Source organism: Microbacterium sp. SWDP-B6 (assembly GCF_059803615.1).
The window spans coordinates 44,146-62,654 of the sequence record NZ_JAPFGV010000017.1 but is presented as its reverse complement, the minus strand read 5'-3'; the positions used below and the strand labels follow the sequence as shown (position 1 = coordinate 62,654).

Annotated in this window: 20 protein-coding genes and 2 tRNA genes; 4 read left to right on the top strand and 18 right to left on the bottom strand. The window is 67.6% G+C overall.

Translation table 11 applies throughout. The features are described from left to right. Window positions 1–28: 28 nt before the first annotated feature. The 4 genes from OPU70_RS16655 to OPU70_RS16640 form a co-directional block, all read right to left on the bottom strand. Window positions 29–1,324, bottom strand: a complete 1,296-nt coding sequence (locus OPU70_RS16655; protein ID WP_498558288.1) for a hypothetical protein — start codon at window positions 1,322–1,324, stop codon at window positions 29–31. Further along, a complete protein-coding gene (truA, locus tag OPU70_RS16650) occupies window positions 1,321–2,169 on the bottom strand; it encodes a tRNA pseudouridine(38-40) synthase TruA (protein ID WP_498558287.1) in 849 nt (282 codons plus the stop codon). Before truA ends, OPU70_RS16655 begins: the two co-directional genes overlap by 4 nt. 41 nt (window positions 2,170–2,210) lie before the next feature. Then, window positions 2,211–3,752 carry an APC family permease gene (locus tag OPU70_RS16645; RefSeq protein WP_042539145.1) on the bottom strand — a complete coding sequence of 514 codons (1,542 nt, stop codon included), beginning with the start codon at window positions 3,750–3,752 and terminating at the stop codon, window positions 2,211–2,213. 99 nt (window positions 3,753–3,851) lie between these two features. Then, complete coding sequence (locus tag OPU70_RS16640) at window positions 3,852–4,217, bottom strand: winged helix-turn-helix transcriptional regulator (protein ID WP_042539143.1); 366 nt, start codon at window positions 4,215–4,217, stop codon at window positions 3,852–3,854. 94 nt (window positions 4,218–4,311) lie between these two features. Between OPU70_RS16640 and OPU70_RS16635 the strand changes: the two genes are divergently transcribed. Further along, the gene (locus tag OPU70_RS16635; protein ID WP_498558286.1) at window positions 4,312–5,157 is read left to right on the top strand and encodes an SDR family oxidoreductase; all 846 of its coding nucleotides are present in this window, start codon (window positions 4,312–4,314) and stop codon (window positions 5,155–5,157) included. 103 nt (window positions 5,158–5,260) lie between these two features. On the opposite strand, the gene OPU70_RS16630 is transcribed toward OPU70_RS16635, so the two are convergent. The 7 genes from OPU70_RS16630 to OPU70_RS16600 form a co-directional block, all read right to left on the bottom strand. After that, window positions 5,261–5,614 carry a hypothetical protein gene (locus OPU70_RS16630; protein ID WP_042539139.1) on the bottom strand — a complete coding sequence of 118 codons (354 nt, stop codon included), beginning with the start codon at window positions 5,612–5,614 and terminating at the stop codon, window positions 5,261–5,263. Continuing rightward, window positions 5,611–6,234 (bottom strand): Asp23/Gls24 family envelope stress response protein, encoded by a 624-nt coding sequence (locus OPU70_RS16625; protein WP_309686432.1) that lies wholly within the window; start codon window positions 6,232–6,234, stop codon window positions 5,611–5,613. Before OPU70_RS16625 ends, OPU70_RS16630 begins: the two co-directional genes overlap by 4 nt. Beyond that, a complete protein-coding gene (locus OPU70_RS16620) occupies window positions 6,231–6,797 on the bottom strand; it encodes an RNA polymerase sigma factor (RefSeq protein WP_498558285.1) in 567 nt (188 codons plus the stop codon). The genes OPU70_RS16625 and OPU70_RS16620 overlap by 4 nt, the downstream gene beginning before the upstream one ends. A 123-nt stretch (window positions 6,798–6,920) precedes the next feature. Further along, entirely contained in the window at window positions 6,921–7,388 is a 468-nt protein-coding gene (locus OPU70_RS16615) for an Asp23/Gls24 family envelope stress response protein (protein WP_079113914.1), read from the bottom strand. 159 nt (window positions 7,389–7,547) lie between these two features. Then, on the bottom strand, window positions 7,548–8,741 hold the full coding sequence (locus OPU70_RS16610) for a M20 metallopeptidase family protein (RefSeq protein WP_498558284.1): 1,194 nt from the start codon (window positions 8,739–8,741) through the stop codon (window positions 7,548–7,550). A gap of 3 nt (window positions 8,742–8,744) precedes the next feature. Beyond that, on the bottom strand, window positions 8,745–10,181 hold the full coding sequence (locus OPU70_RS16605; RefSeq protein ID WP_498558283.1) for an MFS transporter: 1,437 nt from the start codon (window positions 10,179–10,181) through the stop codon (window positions 8,745–8,747). After that, window positions 10,178–10,786: a TetR/AcrR family transcriptional regulator gene (locus OPU70_RS16600; RefSeq protein ID WP_042539127.1), complete on the bottom strand. Its 609-nt coding sequence runs from the start codon at window positions 10,784–10,786 to the stop codon at window positions 10,178–10,180. The genes OPU70_RS16605 and OPU70_RS16600 overlap by 4 nt, the downstream gene beginning before the upstream one ends. 105 nt (window positions 10,787–10,891) lie before the next feature. On the opposite strand from OPU70_RS16600, the gene OPU70_RS16595 reads away from it, so the two are divergent. Further along, window positions 10,892–11,506 carry a TetR/AcrR family transcriptional regulator gene (locus OPU70_RS16595; protein WP_455904359.1) on the top strand — a complete coding sequence of 205 codons (615 nt, stop codon included), beginning with the start codon at window positions 10,892–10,894 and terminating at the stop codon, window positions 11,504–11,506. After that, a complete protein-coding gene (locus tag OPU70_RS16590; protein WP_042539122.1) occupies window positions 11,507–13,183 on the top strand; it encodes an MDR family MFS transporter in 1,677 nt (558 codons plus the stop codon). Window positions 13,184–13,247: 64 nt separating this feature from the next. On the opposite strand, the gene OPU70_RS16585 is transcribed toward OPU70_RS16590, so the two are convergent. After that, a complete protein-coding gene (locus OPU70_RS16585; RefSeq protein WP_042539120.1) occupies window positions 13,248–13,430 on the bottom strand; it encodes a hypothetical protein in 183 nt (60 codons plus the stop codon). A gap of 125 nt (window positions 13,431–13,555) precedes the next feature. On the opposite strand from OPU70_RS16585, the gene OPU70_RS16580 reads away from it, so the two are divergent. Continuing rightward, window positions 13,556–14,119, top strand: a complete 564-nt coding sequence (locus tag OPU70_RS16580; protein ID WP_498558282.1) for a GNAT family N-acetyltransferase — start codon at window positions 13,556–13,558, stop codon at window positions 14,117–14,119. Between the two features lie 45 nt (window positions 14,120–14,164). Here OPU70_RS16580 and OPU70_RS16575 read toward each other — a convergent pair. The 6 genes from OPU70_RS16575 to OPU70_RS16550 form a co-directional block, all read right to left on the bottom strand. Continuing rightward, window positions 14,165–14,238, bottom strand: a tRNA-Met gene (locus tag OPU70_RS16575). Window positions 14,239–14,272: 34 nt separating this feature from the next. Next, window positions 14,273–14,344 (bottom strand) — tRNA-Thr (locus tag OPU70_RS16570). Window positions 14,345–14,411: 67 nt separating this feature from the next. Further along, a complete protein-coding gene (locus tag OPU70_RS16565) occupies window positions 14,412–15,695 on the bottom strand; it encodes a M23 family metallopeptidase (RefSeq protein WP_079112361.1) in 1,284 nt (427 codons plus the stop codon). Window positions 15,696–15,819: 124 nt separating this feature from the next. After that, on the bottom strand, window positions 15,820–16,614 hold the full coding sequence (locus tag OPU70_RS16560) for an inositol monophosphatase family protein (RefSeq protein ID WP_498558281.1): 795 nt from the start codon (window positions 16,612–16,614) through the stop codon (window positions 15,820–15,822). Further along, window positions 16,611–17,510 carry a hypothetical protein gene (locus tag OPU70_RS16555; RefSeq protein ID WP_498558280.1) on the bottom strand — a complete coding sequence of 300 codons (900 nt, stop codon included), beginning with the start codon at window positions 17,508–17,510 and terminating at the stop codon, window positions 16,611–16,613. Before OPU70_RS16555 ends, OPU70_RS16560 begins: the two co-directional genes overlap by 4 nt. Before the next feature lie 167 nt (window positions 17,511–17,677). Next, a complete protein-coding gene (locus OPU70_RS16550) occupies window positions 17,678–18,472 on the bottom strand; it encodes an enoyl-CoA hydratase/isomerase family protein (protein WP_455904355.1) in 795 nt (264 codons plus the stop codon). Window positions 18,473–18,509: the final 37 nt, after the last annotated feature.

The following is an 18,509-nucleotide window of genomic DNA, read 5'->3' as shown; positions in this document are numbered from 1 at the left end:
CCCCCGGGGAAGGGCGGCCACGAACGGGTCACCTGCGGCGTCGGCGCTCCCGCGTGATCGCAGCGGGCTTGTCTTCGTCCACGCGTCCGACGTCGCCAGGGAACAGGGCGTCACGCGCGAGCTGTCGCTCTCTGCGGCTGCGTCGTGCATCCGCCCACCCGACCGCGAGCCCGAGCGCGATCAGCACCACGGCGGTGAGAAGCACGGCGCGCGTGTCCATGGCGGCCCACTCCGCCCAGAGCGCCCCCATGCCCACGACGACGGCACCCGCGCCGACGGCCGTCAGACCCAGCTGAAGGCGCACCATCGATCGGTTGCCGGAGAGCAGCGGCTCGACCAGGCTCACGTCGACACTGCGTGATGCTCCATCCGAGACCCAGCTCGCCAGAGCACGCTCGCGGGCGAACTGCAGGACCACTCCTCCGACCCAGGCGAGGATGCCGAGGGCTGCGCACACGGCGAGCGCCGCTCCGCTGCTCAGGCTCAGCACGTCGATGCCGTTCTCGATCGGCTCGTTCCAGTAGACCGGATCGCAGTTGCGACATTGCTGACGCATGAAGACCGAGATCATGAAAGCGCCCAGGGAGATGAGAGTGGCGGTGAGCAGCGCCCGGGCCACGCGACCGAGAGTCCGCCTGCTCGGAGTCGAGAGCCACTGCGGAACGACCGCTCGGATCGCCGCCTCGCGACGATCCGAGTCGGACGCGTCCGCTCGAGGGACGAGCTGCTTCCACCGCGACCAGTGGTCGCGCATCCGCGCATCGTCGCGTTCGACGAGTCGTCGCCCCAGCCTCCGCAGCATCGCTGCGGCGAGCGCCAGCACCGCGAAGACGAGCAGCACCGCCCAGACCAGGCCGTCTTCGCGCAGATCCTCTGTGAAGACGACGGCGAGCGCGAAGAGGGCTCCGAGCCCGACCAGGCACCAGAACAGCACGGTTCCTGTGGTCTGGAGGTATGCGGCGGGGGCCTTCGCGAGCTCCGTCCTCAGTGATCGCTGCGGCACGGCATCCGGGTTCTCCCGTGCGCTCGCCTCGACCGCGCGGAGGGCGGCGAACCGCTCGGCGACCAGCACGAAGGGCACGACGATCGCGAGCACCGCGGCGATGAGCAGGATCACCCCCATGCTCGCGCGGAACAGCGGATCGAGGTCGATCTGCCAGTACAGGGAGGACAGTGCCTCCTCCCCCACGATGCCGACCACGACGATGCCGAGGAACGTGTAGAGAGTGCCGACGCTCAGACCGACACAGGTGTCGAGCGCCGCCCGCCAGAACGCCCATCCTGGCGACGAGACCTCGACGAACACGGCCGTGCGTCGGGTCATGCGCTCGTGCCGTCGCGACGAGCGCGCGTCTGCTCCGCCCTTGTCGACAGGAGCTCGTCGGCCGGGTATCCGACCTCGGTGAGCGTCAGCCCCCTGGCGGCCAGCACCTTGAACTCGCTCGTGCGGGTGAGCGCGTCGCGCAGCACGACCAGATCGTCGACGTCGAGACGCCCCTCACCCACGGCGACGCATGCGCCCACCAGCGCCCGCACCATGCTGTGGCAGAACGCGTCGGCCTTCACCTCGGCGACGAGCACGCCCTCGGAGTCCCGCGACCATCGGTAGTCGAGGAGGGTCCGGATGGTCGTGGCCTCCTCGCGGGGCTTGCAGTATGCCGCGAAGTCGTGGAGCCCGATGAGCGTCCGCGCCGCGGCATCCATCGCCTGATCGTCCAGAACACCCCGGTGCGCGGTCGTGTCGTGGCGTCGAAGGGGGTCATAGCCGGCGGTCGAGTCGGCGAGCCGATATCGGTAGCGACGCCAGACCGCCGAGAAGCGGGCGTCGAATCCGTCGGGAGCGATGGAGGAAAGGGTGACGGTCGCATCGGGGTAGGCGCCGAGCACACCGCGCATGCGCCTCGCGATCGACGCCGCGGGGTCTTGCGGGGCGCGGCCCTGACGCGACTCGATGCGCGACCACTGCGCCTCGTCGAGGTCGACGTGCGCCACCTGACCCACGGCGTGCACTCCGGCATCCGTCCGCCCTGCGACGACGAACTGCACGTCGGAGCCGACGATGCGAGCGAGCGCGGCTTCGAGAGTCCCCTGCACGGTGCGCAGGGTCGGCTGCTTCGCCCACCCGCGGAAGTAGGTGCCGTCGTAGGCGATGTCGAGCCGGATGCGCACGGATAAAGCCTAGGGCGTACCCGCGCGCGATCCGGCTCCGCTCAGATCCCGCCGTCGATCGAGCGGATGACCTCGCCCGGCTCGTCCGGCACCATGACCTGGGTGTCGCGGTTCAGGCTCTCGCCGCGGAAGAACCGCTTCGAACGCGGGAACAGGTACCAGGCGAACATGAGCACGAGACCGAAGGCGAGCGAGCCGATGCCGATCACGAACGTTCCGCCGATGCCGAAGAGCACGGTGTAGCCGTAGTCCACATCCCACATGTCGATCGCCGACTGCACGAACGCCCCCGTCAGCATGAGGCCTCCCAGCAACGGGAAGAGGCCCTTGAAGAAGAAGTCACGCGCCGAGGTCGTGAGGTCCTTGCGGAAGTACCAGACGCAGGCGAAGCCGGTGATCGCGTAGTAGAACGCGATGGCGAGGCCGAGCGACAGGATCGAGTCCTGCAGGATGTTGTCGCTGATCAGGGTCATGCCGACGTAGTACACCGAGGCGACGACGCCCATGACGATCGTCGAGAACGACGGCGTCTTGTAGGTCGGGTGCACGTCCTTGAACTTCGCGGGCAGAGCGCGGTAGACGCCCATCGCGAGTGTTCCGCGTGCGGTGGGCAGGATCGTCGTCTGCGTCGAGGAGATCGCCGAGATGATCACGGCGACCACCAGCACCCAGCCGAAGGGTCCGAGAAGTCCGTCCTTGATCGCGAGGAAGAAGTCGTCGGCGTTGGCCTCGTTGCCGAGCCCGGTGCCGGTGTCGCCGAGGCCGGCGTACATCATGGCCGCGATCGTGACGCCCACGTAGGTGAACAGCAGGATGACGGTGGTCAGCAGCGCGGCACGACCCGGGATGCGCTTGGGGTCCTTCGTCTCCTCGTTGAGCGCGAGGCAGGTGTCCCAGCCCCAGTAGATGAAGAGGGCGAGCAGGATCGACTCGGTGAAGCCCGACCACGAGGTGAAGCCGAACGGATTGAGCCATTCCATGTCGAACGGGGTGGGATCGGGCGCCGTTCCTGCGAAGAACTGCCACAGGGCGGCCACCACGAAGATCGCCAGTGCGAGGTACTGGATGCCGAGCAGGACGTTCTGGATGCGCTCGCCGATCTCGACACCGCGCCAGCTCACCCACGTCATGGCGGCGATGAAGAGCACGGCCACCAGGATGATGCGCCAGTCGTTGTTCTCGAGGTCGAAGCCGATCAGCGACCAGAAGTAGACCGAGGCGATCTGGGCGAGGTTCGCGAGCACGACCATTCCGGCGACCGCGACTCCCCAGCCGCCCATCCAGCCGACCCAGGGCCCGAAGGCCTTGGTGCCCCACGTGAACGTGGTGCCGCAGTCGGGGACGGCGTTGTTCAGCTCGCGGTAGGCGAAGGCGATCAGCAGCATGGGCACGAAGGCGATGATGAAGGCGATCGGCGCCTGTGCTCCGACCGCGAGCACCACGAATCCGAGCGTGGCCACCAGCGAGTAGACCGGTGCGGTGGATGCGAGCCCGATGACGGTGGACCCCCACAGCCCGAGCGAACCGGATGCGAGCCCCTTGCCGTCGGGGCGTTCAAGATGGATCGGCGTCGTAGCTGACATGCTCAGAACATACGGCTACCACGTATATCGCGTCAATCCTTTTCTTTCACCGACGGATTTCGTGCTCATCTGCGCCGAGAGGCGACGGAATCCGTCGAACTAGCCCCGATCGATCATGTCATCGGCGTGCTCGGCGACCCACTCGACGAGCGGCAGCATCCGCCGCATGAGGTCACGGCCGAGCGGAGTCAGGCTGTACTCGACGTGCGGGGGCACCGTCGGGAAGGATTCTCGGCGCACGAGCCCGTCGTCCGCCAGGGTGCGCAGGGTGGAGGCGAGCATCTTCTCGCTGATGCCGCCGACCTCGCGGCGCAACTCGCCCCAGCGACGGGTCCCGTCGGAGAGCGACGAGAGCACCAGCACTCCCCACTTGCTCATCACGTGGTCGAGGATCACTCGTGTGCTGCATCCAGGCTCGAAGATCTGCGGGGTCGCTTCCCGGATCTGCGCATAACTAACCGTCATGTACGTACCTTACTTCAAAGTGGGTACCCATCAGTTGGAATGTTCGTCGCGGGTGGGGCGGTTGTCGCTCATGTCACCTACGAAAGGACACCCCATGACCATCCTCGTCACCGGCGCGACCGGCAACCTCGGACGCCTCGTCATCGCCAGCCTCCTCGAGCGCGGCGCCGACCCGCAGTCGATCGTCGCCGGCGCGCGCGACGTCGCGAAGGCCGAGGATCTCGGCGTGCGGGTCGCGCGACTGGACTACACCGACCCCTCCTCCGTCGCTGCAGCCGTCGAGGGCGTCGACAGCGTCCTGCTCATCTCGGGTTCGGAGGTCGGCCAGCGCGTCGCCCAGCACCAGTCCGTCATCGATGCCGCCAAGGCCGCCGGAGTGACGAAGTTCGTCTACACCAGCGCTCCGAAGGCGACGACGAGCGATCTCGTGCTCGCCCCCGAGCACAAGGCGACCGAAGAGCTCATCGCGGCCTCGGACCTCCCCTCGGTGATCCTGCGCAACAACTGGTACACCGAGAACTACGCCGCCGACGTCGCCCGTGCTGCCGAGACCGGCGTGCTCGCCTCCGGAGCCGGTGACGGACGAGTCGCCTCCGCGAGCCGCAAGGACTTCGCCGAAGCGGCAGCCGTCGTGCTGCTCGAGGACGGTCACATCGGCCAGGTCTACGAGCTCGGCGGCGACGTCGCGTGGAACTACACCGAACTCGCCGGTGCGATCGCCGAGGTCACGGGCCGCGAGGTGGAGTACCAGCCGCTCACCGCCGACGAGCAGCTCGCCGGCCTCCAGGCAGCCGGTCTCGACGTGGGCACCGCAGGATTCGTCGTCGCTCTCGACGCCGGCATCGCCGCAGGCGCGCTCGCAGACACGGACGGCACCCTCGCCCGGCTGATCGGCCGACCGACCACGCCCCTCGTCGACGGCATCCGCGCGATCGCCTGATCAGCCGTTCACCCTGATCACCCGTTCGCCCTGATCACCCGTTCACACAGCGAGAGGCGCCGATCCTCACCCAGGATCGGCCCCTCCGCGCGCTCACGCGCACTCAGTCCGACGATGCCTCCCGCGGATGGACGTACGCGATCGTGAGCGCGATCTCGACGGGCCCCAGCCCGTCGTCCGCGAGGACCTTGTCGATCGCCGCGCGGACATCTCGGAGCAGCTCGAGGGCATTCGCCGAGTACTCGACACCGAGCGATGCCTCGACCTCGACCCCGTCGTCATCCGTTCGGACGGCCACGAGAGCCTCATCGCTCCGGCTGATGCCGATCGCCACGGCCCCTTCTCCGACGATGTTCGACACCAGCGAGCCCGCTCGGTAGACGTTGCGCACGCCGGCCGTCGCCAGCACCGCCGCCTCGATCCGCTCGGCGAGTCCAGGTAGGGCTGTGGTGCTCATGAGGTCTCCTCCGCTGCACTGCTGATCCGTTGGATGTCTCGCACCGTGACGTCGATCGAGGTCACGGTGAGGTCCGTCTGCCGGTGCAGACGCTCCGCGATCTCGGTGCGAAGCCGCGCGACCGCGGTCGGGATGGACTCCCCGTAGATGGCGTTGACCTCGATCGCGATCCGGATCGGCTCGCCCACGACGGTGACGTCTCCGTCGAGAGTCGACCGACCGACCATGATGCCGGGCACGGCGTTCTCCGCCGAGCGGATGAGTCCCCGGACCGCGCCTTCCGTGATGCCGAAGTCCACGGAGGGGTCGGATTCGTCGAACGGGATGCGGCGTCCTGCACGGGCATCCAGCGCGATCCCCGAGAGGATGCGGTCGACCCAGCTGTCGTCGACCTCCGGCCTCGCCGCGGCATCCGCTTCGATCAGCTGTCCCCCCAGACCCTGCAGCCGCTCGAGCGCGTCCAGTGCGAGCTGGCACCCCGGCGAGCCCTCGATCGACGGGTCGACGGGAAGCCTGCCGGCCTCGAGATAGTCGCTCAGCTCTTCGAGGGTGTGCCCGTCGAGATCGCTCGGCTCGAGTCCGAGCTGACGCACGTCGGGAGCCTTCTGCTCTTCAGTCATCGCCAGGCCTCCATTCGCACGATCATGAACTTTCTGGCTCGAGCGAGAAGACCACGTGCCGTCGACACCGAGATGTCGAGCTCCGACGCGATCTCGTCGTACGAGTAGCCGCCCATCTCCCTCAGCACCCAGCATTCACGCTGAGCAGCGGGCAGCTCCTGCAACGCCGCGCCGAGCGCCTCGATCCCCTCGCGCGCCTCCACCACACGCGCGGGCGCGCTGTGCGACGGAGCCGCCTGCTCCATGTCGTCGACGTCGAGCATCGGTCGCAGCGCGCGGATGCGGTCGACCGCCTTGCGGCTCACGATGCGCATCAGCCAGCTCTTGACCTTCGCCGGGTCCTCGAGTTCGGAGAACCGCTGCCATGCGGTGACGAACGTCTCCTGGACGATGTCATCGACATCGGCCGACGCGTTCAGCATCCGCTGCGTGTACGCACGCATCATCGGCGTGTACCGCCGCACCAGCACGGCGAAGGCGGCCACGTCGCCGTCCATCGCCCGACCGGCGACCATCCGGTCATCCGCCTGCTCGAGAGCAGAGCGAAATCGTTCCCCAGCCATACGTCGACTCCCTCTTCCATGCCCCGTGAGAAGTTCGGAGCAGACGCACCGTCGGATCGGATCGACGATCCGACGGAGCGGTCACGAGATGCTGATCCGGTCACTCGTACGCATCTCGAGGGGCTACAGGACACGTGTCTCCGTGCCGTCGTCTGTGGCGACCGTGTCGGCGGTCGTGTCGTCGTCGGAGGGGATGTGCACGTCGTTGATGGTGACGTTGACCTCGACAGCCTGCTTGCCGACGTACTCGCTCATCGCGACGGAGATCGCAGCTCGCACGTCGTCGGCGACCTTCTGCAGCGACACCGGGTACTCGGCGACGATGGTCACATCGACGGCGACCTGGGTCTCGCCGACCTCGACGCTGATGCCCTGGGTGAGGTCGGTGGAGTTGAGCGCGTCGCGGATGGCACCGACCGCGCGCGCTGCTCCGCCGCCGAGGGCGTAGACGCCGGGAACCTCACGAGCCGCGATGCCGGCGATCTTGGCGACGACGCCGTTCTCGATGATCGTCTGGCCGGTCGAGGCGACGGTCGAACCTGCCGGGGCGACCTGGACCTTGGGCTGCTGTGCGTTCGAGACGTTCGCCATCATGTGCTCCTTCATCAGTGTGTGGGATCCCCGGCGGGGAGGGCCGCAGTGCAGCGACACCACTAAGACGGATGCTACGAACGATTCGTCACAAATTGGACGTGAATCATGACGGAGGCCGCTCCCCGAGTGGGGAGCGGCCTCAGATCAGAGTCGATCTCAGCGCGCCGTGCGGGCGAATGCGACGGATGCCAGCGCCGCGGCCTGGTCGCCGAGCACCGCGTCGTCGAACACGACCCGCGGCGAGTGGTTCCACTCGATCGTGCTCGGATCCGCATCGGGCGGCGAGGTCATCAACGCGATGAACGTGCCGGGAACCTCGTTCAGCACGAACGCGAAGTCCTCCGACCCCATCATCGGCGTCGGCATCATCACGACCCGCTGCTCCCCGAACGCACCCCGCAGGACGTCGACCGTCTCGGACGTCTCCTCCGGGTCGTTCACCGTCACCGGATACATCGTGTCGAACCGGACCTCCGCCGACAGCCCATGGGCGGCCGCCACTCCCTCGATCACTCGAGGGAGCCCCTCCTGCAGCGTCGCGAGCGATGCCGGCGACATGTTGCGGACCGTCGCCGCCAGCTCGACCTGCTCAGGAATGACGTTGACCGCCCCGTCTCCCGTCGAGAGCCGGGTCACCGACAGCACGACGGGGTCGAACGCATCGAACCGCCGTGTCACGAAACTCTGCAGCGCGAGCACGATCTCGGCCGCCGCGGGCACCGGGTCGAGCGTCTGGTGCGGCTGCGATCCGTGCCCTCCTCGCCCGTTCACCGTGACGAAGAGCTGGTTGGACCCGGCGGCCACCGCCCCGCCTCGCGTCGCGAAGACGCCGCGAGGGCCCGGGGCGACGTGGATCGCGTAGGCGGCGACCGGCCGCTCTCCCGCAGCGTCGAGCAGCCCCTCCTCGATCATGATCTTCGCCCCGCCATGCCCCTCCTCCCCCGGCTGGAACATGAAGATCACCGAGCCGTGCAGCTCATCGCACCGTGCGGCGAGCAGCTTCGCCGCACCGACCAGCCCTGCAGTGTGCAGGTCGTGACCGCACGCGTGCATGGTGCCGTTGACGGAGGCGAAGTCGAGGCCGGTCGTCTCCTCGATCGGCAGGGCGTCCATGTCGCCGCGCAGCAGCACCGCAGGCCCCGGCAGCCCGCCGCGCAGCACCGCGACCACCGAAGTCGTGCGGGTGCCGGTGGTGATCTCCAGCGGCAGCCCTGCGAGGGCGTCGAGCACCTTCTGCTGCGTGCGAGGGAGGTCGAGTCCGAGCTCGGGGTCGGCGTGCAGGGCGCGCCGCAGCGCGACGAGGTCGGGCAGGATCGCGACGGCATCCGCCGCGAAGTCTGGGGTGGTCAAGGGTCAGCCTTTCGTGAGGGAGGTGTCGGTCTCGTGCGGCATGCGCATGAATGCCAGGGCGAGCGCGGCGACGATGAACGCCCCGGCGCAGACGCTCCAGATCGTGATGTAGCCGCCGATCGACGAGCTGAGGGATCCGGATGCCGTGAAGCCCGCGAGCAGCACGGCGAACACCGCACCGGCAGCAGAACCTCCGAGGGTGCGCAACGAGTTGTACACGCCGGTCGCGATGCCGGTCGAGTCGCTCGGAGCCAGTTCGGCGACGAGCGCGGGAAGCGCACCGAGCAGGAACCCCATGCCGATGCCGTTGATCGCCGAGATCACGAAGATCTGCCAGAGCTCATCGTGGAACGCGATCTGGATGAGAGATCCCGACGCGGCGAGAACCGCACCCGTCACCAGCACCGCACGGATGCCGATCCGGCGCGCGATCGGCGCGAAGGTCGCTGCCCCCACGGTCGCGAGGATCGTCACGACCGCCGTGACCGCCGACGCTGTTCCCGCGGACGCCGCGAAGCCGTAGCCGGCGGTATCGGGATCGGCCGTCAGGAACGTCGTCGAGGGAGCCTGCGCACCGAACATCACCATGCCGAACAGGAATGCCGTGAGGTAGACGGGCCCGAGGCGCGGCGAGACGATCAGCCGCACATCGATCGCGGGTGACGTGACGCGCAGCTCCCACAGCACCCAGAGCACGAAGATGACGACTGCCGCAGCGAGGGTGGCGATCGTCGCGGCCGAGGCGAACCCGTCAGTCGACGCCAAGCGCAGACCGAACAGCAGCACGACCATCGCGAGTCCGATGCCGATGAATCCGACGACGTCGATCTTCGCCCCGGTGCGCGAGGTGGATTCGGGCACCTTGAAGAAGACCGCGTAGACGCTGACTGCGACGAACAGCACGGGCACCAGCAGTGTCAGCGTGAGTGTGGGCAGGATCGCGGAGAAGATGCCGGCCGAGATCGTCCCGAGAATGGCGCCGCCCGTCAGGCACGACACGAGCAGGCCGATCGAGGTGCGAGCCGTCTCGCCCTTGATGCGGTTGTGCACGAGAGCGATCTCGAGCGGCAGCCACACCGCGAGTGGCCCCACGAGGATGCGAGCGGCGAGCACCAGCGGGTAGCTCGGCAGGAACGCGGTGACGAGAGTGCCGATCAGCACCGCGACCACGGCGATCCGGAGCATCCGGCGATGCCCGAAGATGTCTCCGAGCTTGGAGAGCAGCGGCACGCAGACTGCTGCGGCCAGGGTCTGGACCGTGAGGAACCAGGTGATGTCGGCGTCGGAGACCTGGAGATGGCCGGCGATCTCGCCGAGCAGAGGGGCGTAGAACCCCTGGACGAATCCGCTCGCGAGTTCGCAGAAGACGAGGAAGCCGACGACCGCGCGAGCGCTCACGTGCGGCAGGGATCGGGTGAGGGGTGGAGTGTCAGTGGTCAAGGGGAAGCCTGTTCATCAGCGTCTGCAAGGCGACGCGGCGGGGTGCTGACGAGAGCGTCGATGATGTCGACGTAGTGGCGCTCATCGATGTGGATGCGCTTGACGGACTGCCGGTACAGGGTGAGCCCGGCGATCGTGTCGAGGAGGATGTCGTGGTGGACGTCCTCCGGGAGCTCGCCGCGGGCGATGGCTCGATCGATGATCTCGACGCCCTGCCTACGGCGGTGCTGGAAGAAGGAATCCCACAGAGTGGGAAAGACATCCGGCTCGAACATCGCGCGCAGGCCGTGGCTCTGTTCGGGAGACAGCTCCTGGTTGCGCTGGTTCTGCAGCACGTGTTCGAGCAGGTCGGCACGGATGTCTCCGCGATCGGGCATTGCTCCGATCTCGACCTGCGATCGGAGCACCGCGGCGACGAGCGCGCCCTTGTCGGCGTAACGGCGATAGATCGCGGTCTTGCCGCAGCCGACCGCCTTCGACACCTGCTCCACGCTGAGTGCCTGATAGCCGTTTCGGCCGAGCATCTCGCCTGCCGTCGCGAGGATGCGTCGAGTGAGGTCCTCGTCGGTGGGACGGCCGGGCTTCTCGATCGGATCGGAGGTCATGGCCCAACGATACGATACGGAGTGTTTCGTAAGTATTACGGATATGAAACGATGTCACTCGCGCTCACAGTGCACTCTTAGGTTCGGAGTGCAATATTGCACTCTATGAGTGAGAGTGCAGATTCACTGCGAGAGCAGCGCAGGCGCGAGACGACGCGCGCGCTCACCGATGCGGCACGCCGACTGACGACGGAGCGCGGCTTCGCCGGTTTCACGGTCGAGGAGCTCTGCGCCGAGGTGGGCGTCTCGCGGCGCACGTTCTTCAACTACTTCGAGAGCAAGGAGAACGCCGTCTTCGGGTTCGCCGCGATCGACTCCCGACAGGAGGGCCTCGAAGCGGAGTTCGTCGCCCAGAGCGGCGACCTCCTCGATGATTTCCTCCGGCTGACGATCGCCCGATTCGAGCTCTTCAACCCGCTCGACGACGCGCCCGCCATGTTCGCGGTGATCGAGCAGGAGCCTCGGCTGCTCAAGGCCGCGTTCGAGCAGCTGGCGAAGAACGAGCGTCGCGACATGGAGCTCGTCGTGCGGCGAAGCGGCGAGGGCGCTGCCGATGCCGAGTTGCACGCCGAGGTCATGGTCCACACCGTCGGCGCGCTGGTGCGCCTGTGCATGGACCAACTGCTGCACCATCACTCGACCGATTCCTTCAGCGATCTCGTCAGGCGTCGCCTCGAGATCGCTCGCGCCGTGTTCGCACCATCACAGAAAGCCGACTGAATGTCCGCCACAGCCACCAAGGACGCGCCGTTCCTGCTCACCAAGCGGCGCATCTGGATCATCTTCAGCGCCCTGATCGCCGGGATGCTGCTCTCGAGCCTCGACCAGACGATCGTCTCGACCGCCATGCCGACGATCGTCGGACAGCTCGGCGGCGTCGACCATCAGGTCTGGATCACCACCGCCTACCTGCTGGCGACCACGATCGTCATGCCGATCTACGGCAAGTTCGGTGACGTCCTCGGCCGACGCAACCTGTTCCTCGTCGCGATCGCGCTGTTCACGCTCGCATCGGTCGGCTGCGCCTTCGCCACCGACTTCTGGATGTTCGTCACGTTCCGCGCACTGCAGGGCCTCGGCGGCGGCGGACTGATGATCCTGTCGCAGGCGATCATCGCCGACATCGTCCCCGCGAACGAACGCGGCAAGTACATGGGTCCGCTCGGCGCCGTCTTCGGTCTCTCTGCGGTGGCCGGTCCGCTGCTCGGAGGCTTCTTCGTCGACCACCTGACGTGGCAGTGGGCGTTCTACATCAACATCCCCGTCGGCATCGCGGCGTTCATCATCGCGCTCGTCGCGTTGAAGCTGCCGAGCAAGAAGGCTCAGAAGCCGATCGACATCTTCGGCGTGATCTTCCTGTCGATCGCGACCACCTGCCTGATCTTCTTCACCGACTTCGGCGGCGACAAGGAGTTCGGCTGGGATTCCCTCGCGACCTGGGCCTGGGGCGCGGGTCTCGTCGTGGCCGCGACGGCCTTCGTGATCACGGAGGCGAAGGTGCAGGATCCGATCATCCCGCTGAGCCTCTTCCGCAACCCGATCTTCGTCAACGCCACCGCGATCGGACTCGTGCTCGGCATCGGCATGTTCGCGGCGATCGGCTTCGTGCCCACGTTCCTTCAGATGTCGTCCGGCACGTCGGCCGCGGCATCCGGTCTGCTGATGATCCCGATGATGGTCGGACTCATCGGAACCTCGATCTTCTCGGGCATCGCGATCTCGAAGACCGGCAAGTACAAGATCTACCCGATCGTCGGCACGATCCTCACCGGCATCGCGATGGTGTCGATGACCACACTCTCGGCCGAGACGCCGATCTGGCTGATCTGCGCGTTCCTGTTCGTGTTCGGCGCCGGGCTCGGCCTGATCATGCAGGTGGTCGTCCTGGTCGTGCAGAACGCGGTGCCCGCCGGCGAGATCGGCACCGCGACCAGCACGAACAACTACTTCCGCGAGGTGGGTGCCTCGCTCGGCACCGCGGTGTTCGGCACCATCTTCACCACCCGTCTGACCGAGAACCTGCTCGGCGTCTTCGCCGATGCCGGGGCATCGCCGGAGGACGCATCGCAGGCGGCGTCGACCATCGACCCGGCGACGCTCAACGCGCTTCCCGATGAGGTACGAGACGGAATCGTCACGGCCTACGCGGATGCTCTCGCTCCGGTCTTCTGGTTCCTCGTGCCGTTCATCGTGCTCGCCCTCGTGCTGTCGCTGTTCCTCAAGCAGATCCCGCTGTCTGATCAGGCCGGGCTCGTCGCCCGAGGCGAGGCCATCAGCGGCGAGGAGGCCGAGCGCCTCGAAGCCGAGCAACGAGGAACGCCCGTCCGGACCGCCGCCGGTTCGGATGGCAAGGCGCATGTCGCGGCCGAGAGCGACGCCCCTCCGACCGCTCACTGACGCCTCTCCACAGATCACGGGCCCGCTCCTCACCTCGAGGAGCGGGCCCGTGTCGTCTGCGAAGTCAGGGAAGGTCGCCCACCTCGAGCTCGTCAGGGTGATCTGCGTTGTCGCCGTCAGCCTTCTGATCCTCACCCGGGGTCGCGGGGTCGATCTCGGGATCCGGGTCGTTCGTCACGAAGTCGGCGTCCACGCCGGTCGCGTCGATCTCGGCACCTTCGTCCGGGCCTGTCTGAGGGTCTGACATGATCGCTCCTATCGTCGGGGTATCGGACGATCAGTGTGACCGGGTCGGGCCCCGAGCCGGCATCCCCTTGACATCGTCGTGCCGTGCAGCAACCGTTCCGATGGCCGTCGTGCGACCATCGGATCATGAGCGATGCCCCTCTCGTCCTTCCGATTCTCTCCGGCAGACAGGTGCGGCTCCGCGAATGGCGCGACACCGACGTCGCCCTCGTGCAGGAGGCGTCGCGCGACACGCTCATCCCGCTCGTGACCACGGTCCCGCGGACCCCCGACGAGACCGCGGCCGTGGCGTTCATCCGTCGTCAGCATCAGAGGCTCGAGTCGGGCGCGGGTTATGCGTTCGCGATCGCGGACCTCGATGATCGCGCGGTCGGTCACATCGGTCTCTTTCCGGTCGGTCGCACGCGCGCGAGCCTCGGATACTGGGTCGCTGCGTCACAGCGCCGGCGCGGCTTTGCGGCCGACGCTCTCGCCACCCTGACGTCGTGGGCATCGACTCTCGAACGCCTCGACCGTCTCGAGCTCTATGTGGAGCCGGCCAACGAAGGATCCTGGCGCGTGGCGGAGAGCGCAGGCTATGAACGCGAGGGCCTTCTGAAGGCCTGGCAGAGGATCGACGGGCGGCCACGGGACATGTACATGTATGCGCAGCTCACCGAGCGCGCGCGGGTCGGAGCCGGTCGCTCCTGAGCCCGGATACGACAAAACCCCCGGAAAACCGGGGGTCTTGATCTGTAGCAGGAGCGGGGCTTGAACCCGCGACCTCACGATTATGAGTCGTGCGCTCTGACCAGCTGAGCTACCCTGCCACACCGCATCCGCATCGCAGATACGAACGCTGTGAGCCCCGAGTCAGGATTGAACTGACGACCCCTTCCTTACCATGGAAGTGCTCTGCCACTGAGCTATCGGGGCGCGCTGCCCCTCGCGGGGCAACCACACGAGAATACCATCACTGTGGCGTCCTCATGAAATCGAGGTGTCAATACGAGGTGCGACCCGCGTTCTCGCGCAGCCACGGCAGCGGATCGATGGTGCCGCCGTTGATGATGATCTCGAAATGCAGGTGCGCGCCGTACGAGCGGCCGGTGTTTCCGGTGTGCCCGACGATGTCGCCGACCTTCACGGTCTGCCCGGCCGTGACCTGCAGCGACCCGTACTGCATGTGCGAGTAGTGGCTCGTGACGATCTGTCCGTCGATCACGTGGTCGATGTAGACGGTCACGCCGTAGGCGCCACCCTGCTCGGTGGCAGTGCGCACGACGCCGTCGGCGATCGCCTGGATGGGCGCACCTTCGCCGGGGACGAAGTCGATGCCCTCGTGCAGGCGACCCCAGCGCATGCCGTATCCCGAGCTCATCCCCACGCCGACCTTGAAGGGCCACTGGATGGCGGCCTCTGCGTCGTTGGTGAAGACCTCGTTGGAGTAGTTGATGCCCTCTTCGGACGCCACCTGGATCAGGGAGACGGTCGAGAAGCTGTCGGAGCGCGCGAGCGACTCGTTCTGCACGTCGGAGGACGTGACGAAGGCCTGGATCTCATCGTCGGCGCTGTCCGCCGACTTGGAGCCCGATGCGGCGACGAGAGACGTGGCCGCGAGCGACGGCGAGCCCTGCACTGCGGCGACGGCCTCAGCCGGAAGGGTCATTCCGACCGCGAGGAGCCCGGCCAGGCTCATCACACCGACGGTCGCACCGACCGTGAGGAACTTGCGCGCCGATGGACGACGACGGGCGACGTGCTCGACAGGCGTCTCTTCGGCCGCAGGGGCGTCAGGCTCGACTGTCGGCTCGGACGCGCTCTCCGAGGCGACGCGACGGAATGCGCGGGCCGCGGTCTCGAACGCGTCATCGGTGCTCGGACGGCGGTCACCGGCGTCGTCGCGCTCGGCGCGCAGAGGCTCTGAATCAGCGTCTTCGACCATCGCGGGCATCGCCGCAGGCTCGACGACAGGTTCCACGACCGGCTCGACGACGACCTCGGGAGCCTCAGTCGGCTTCACCGCGACGACGTCTGCGGAATCGGATGCTGCTGACGCTGCGGCGACGGCGGTCGCCGTGATGAGCACCTCTGCGGTGTTCAGCCGTTGGCGGGCGGCGCGGCGCGACATCGGGGTCTCGGATGCGACGGACGCGGATTCGGATACGGGTGCAGCTTCGGAGACGGCTTCCGTCACTCCTGCCGCAGAGGCCTCGAAGGCCGCAGTGCGGGGACGGCTGGACCGGCGCGTGGGCGCAGAGGCAGCCTGGGGATTCTCGAAGGGCAAGTCAGATTCTCTCGGGTTTAAAACGTCAAGCTCGGGGGCGCTTACGACCTTCACCGATTCGGGCCGATGAAAGTAACGATCGGATAAACCCTAGCCTGATCCACCTGTGAATGCCATGAATCGTTCACGTTTCATCGCGAAGAATATCGATCACGCGTCGGTGGACCTCGGTTCCACCCGCGATGAGCATGGGTCTCGTCGAGTCTCGGTCGATCAGCGAGACGCTGCCTCCGGCCTCGACGACGAGCAGCGCGCCCGCCGCGTGATCCCAGGGCTTCAGACCGCGCTCGAAGTAGCCGTCCAGGCGTCCGGCGGCCACGAACGCGAGGTCCAGCGCGGCGGAACCGGCGCGTCGGAGATCTCTGGCGATCGGCATGATCCTGCGGACTGTGGCGAGGTCGCCGTCGTGCGTCGCCGGGTCATAGCCGAAGCCGGTCGCCAGCAGCGCACCGGCCGGCGTCTCGGTCGTGACCGAAAGCCTCGCCTCTTCCAGAAACGCGCCGTGGCCCGTCGCCGCAGTGAACATCTCTGCGGATGCCGGGGAGTAGACGGCCGCGGCGAGCGCCTCCCACTCCCCCGCGACAGCGCTGCCGCGCACCGCCGCGATGCTCACCGCGTAGGAGGGAATCCCGTAGGCGTAGTTCACCGTGCCGTCGATCGGATCGACGACCCAGGTGATTCCGCTCTCGCCCCGCTCGGCCTCGGATTCCTCACCGAGGAAGCCGTCGCCCGGCCGAGCGACCCGCAGCCGTTCACGGATGAGCATCTCGACCTCGCGGTCGGCGTCGGTCACGATGTCTGCGAGCGTCGACTTCGTCGCGGCGAGGTGCACGCCCTCGGCGCGACGCAAGCGCGCCAGGTCGCCGGCCTCGCGTGCGATCCGAGAGGCGAGGTCGACGAGCTCGAGTTCGAGGCTCACTGCGGCGGGAACGGCGGAGCCGGCGGATAGGCAGCGGGCGCCTGCGGCGCCGGAGGCGCGGGCTGCGTCTGCGAGTACGGCTCAGGGGCAGTCGGGAAGGGTGCGACCGGGAACGGCTGCGGGGCGGGAGGTGCGGGCAGCGCCTGCTGGGGGGCCTGCGGAGGCTGAGCCGACGGGTGACCGGTGTAGTAGGCGTTCCAGTCCGGCGAGCCGTCAGGCAGCACGGGCAGCGGGGTGCGACCGTCGGCATACGTCGGCCATGCGGGGGCGGCGGCGACGCCGTGATCGGCAGCCCGGGGGCCCGCAGGCTTGCGAGGAGCGAACAGAGCGTTCAGCAGGGGGATCAACGTGGTCCCCACCGCCGCGAGGATCGTGAGCGCCACGACGATGCGCCAGTAGAGCTCGCCGTAGTCGAACGTGTTCGGGAACGTGAGGAAGAAGATCAGCATGCCCACGAGACCACCGAGGAACACGATCGTCGCGATGTAGATGATCCGGGTGAACGTCGTCACGTGTCGCTGGGCGGCCGGAGTGAACAGCCGCACATGCAGCAGAGCGAGTTGGAGAATTCCCACGACCAGGAGCAGCTGGAAGAAGCGCTCGGCGCCGGTGAAGAACTGATCGTCCTCCGGCAGCCAGATCTTGACGGCTCCGACCAGCAGAGCGACGATCCAGCTGACCATGCTCGACAGAGCGAGCCAGTCGGGACGGTTCGGTGCGAGTCCTGCCTCGAGGATCGCGATGCCTGCGAAGGCGGCGAGCAGGAGGATCGTGAGGAAGGCCCGGCCGATCAATCCGTCCTGATCACCGACCAGCACCCACACGACGCAGACGAGTGCGGCGGCGATGAGCGCGCCGATGGCGATCCAGATCGCCCCTCTGATGAGGAGGGACATGTTCTTCTTCTCGATCGGCACAGGGGGCTGCGGGGATATCTCCGGCTGCGTCATCGCGTTCCTCTCGTTGGGCGGCGTTGCGTTCATCCTTGCATGCGCCGGCGCGAGGGCAGCAGTGGCGGCGCGATCCGTGGATACATCGGGGCGAACCGGCTCGCGTGCAGTGATCAGCTCTTGCGTGCGGAGGAGGCGGCGAAGGCGGCGATCCGGGCCTGGGCGTCCGGCGTCGCCATGGCGGCCCCGATCGACCGCGCCTCCTCGCTCAGCTGCTCTGCGAACGTCCGCTCGGGCTGCGAGCGGACGAGTCGCTTCGCGTGTCCGTAGGCCTCCGCTGCCCCGGCAAGCCAGAAGCGTGCGACCTCCTCGGCACGGGCTCGGACGAGATCGGCTTCGTCCGCGGAGTCCGCCCCCTCGACGGCCTCTGCGACGAGGCCCCACTCCACCGCCTCGGCGGCCGACAGCAGGCGGTCCTGCAGCACCAGCTGCAGCGCTCGACGCTGTCCGACGGCTCGAGCGAGCTGGGCCGAGACCGAGAGGTCGGGGGTCAGCCCGATGTTCGCATACAGACTGCCGAGGCGAGACCGCGATCCGACGACGGCGTAGTCACTGCTGAGAAGGATGCCGAGTCCACCGCCCGCCGTCGTGCCATGCGCCGCGGCGACCACGGGCACTGCGGACTCCGTCAGGGAGCGGATGCCGGTGTTGATGACTTCGGCGAGCGCGGTGATGTCGTCGGCCGACCCCATCGTCGTCGCCATGTCGATCACGTCGCCACCCGCGCAGAACGCGGGACCCGCCGCGTCGATCAGGATCGCCGTGACGTCCGACCGTGACGTGGCCTCTGCCGTCGCATCCCGCCAGGCGTACGCGAGATCGGCGTTGAACGCGTTGAGCCTCGCGGGGCGGTTCAGCGTGAGCCTGGCCAGCCCCTCATCGACGGCGAACAGGATGGCATCGTTCATGGCTTCTCCTTCGAGCACAGGACGTTGGCCACCAGGC

Excerpts from the sequence above, each read along its gene's own strand:
- OPU70_RS16655 (WP_498558288.1), bottom strand. The coding sequence starts at position 1,324 with ATGACCCGACGCACGGCCGTGTTCGTCGAGGTCTCGTCGCCAGGATGG.
- OPU70_RS16645 (WP_042539145.1), bottom strand. The coding sequence starts at position 3,752 with ATGTCAGCTACGACGCCGATCCATCTTGAACGCCCCGACGGCAAGGGG.
- OPU70_RS16640 (WP_042539143.1), bottom strand. The coding sequence starts at position 4,217 with ATGACGGTTAGTTATGCGCAGATCCGGGAAGCGACCCCGCAGATCTTC.
- OPU70_RS16635 (WP_498558286.1), top strand. The coding sequence starts at position 4,312 with ATGACCATCCTCGTCACCGGCGCGACCGGCAACCTCGGACGCCTCGTC.
- OPU70_RS16630 (WP_042539139.1), bottom strand. The coding sequence starts at position 5,614 with ATGAGCACCACAGCCCTACCTGGACTCGCCGAGCGGATCGAGGCGGCG.
- OPU70_RS16625 (WP_309686432.1), bottom strand. The coding sequence starts at position 6,234 with ATGACTGAAGAGCAGAAGGCTCCCGACGTGCGTCAGCTCGGACTCGAG.
- OPU70_RS16620 (WP_498558285.1), bottom strand. The coding sequence starts at position 6,797 with ATGGCTGGGGAACGATTTCGCTCTGCTCTCGAGCAGGCGGATGACCGG.
- OPU70_RS16615 (WP_079113914.1), bottom strand. The coding sequence starts at position 7,388 with ATGGCGAACGTCTCGAACGCACAGCAGCCCAAGGTCCAGGTCGCCCCG.
- OPU70_RS16600 (WP_042539127.1), bottom strand. The coding sequence starts at position 10,786 with ATGACCTCCGATCCGATCGAGAAGCCCGGCCGTCCCACCGACGAGGAC.
- OPU70_RS16595 (WP_455904359.1), top strand. The coding sequence starts at position 10,892 with ATGAGTGAGAGTGCAGATTCACTGCGAGAGCAGCGCAGGCGCGAGACG.
- OPU70_RS16590 (WP_042539122.1), top strand. The coding sequence starts at position 11,507 with ATGTCCGCCACAGCCACCAAGGACGCGCCGTTCCTGCTCACCAAGCGG.
- OPU70_RS16585 (WP_042539120.1), bottom strand. The coding sequence starts at position 13,430 with ATGTCAGACCCTCAGACAGGCCCGGACGAAGGTGCCGAGATCGACGCG.
- OPU70_RS16580 (WP_498558282.1), top strand. The coding sequence starts at position 13,556 with ATGAGCGATGCCCCTCTCGTCCTTCCGATTCTCTCCGGCAGACAGGTG.
- OPU70_RS16555 (WP_498558280.1), bottom strand. The coding sequence starts at position 17,510 with ATGTCCCTCCTCATCAGAGGGGCGATCTGGATCGCCATCGGCGCGCTC.
- OPU70_RS16550 (WP_455904355.1), bottom strand. The coding sequence starts at position 18,472 with ATGAACGATGCCATCCTGTTCGCCGTCGATGAGGGGCTGGCCAGGCTC.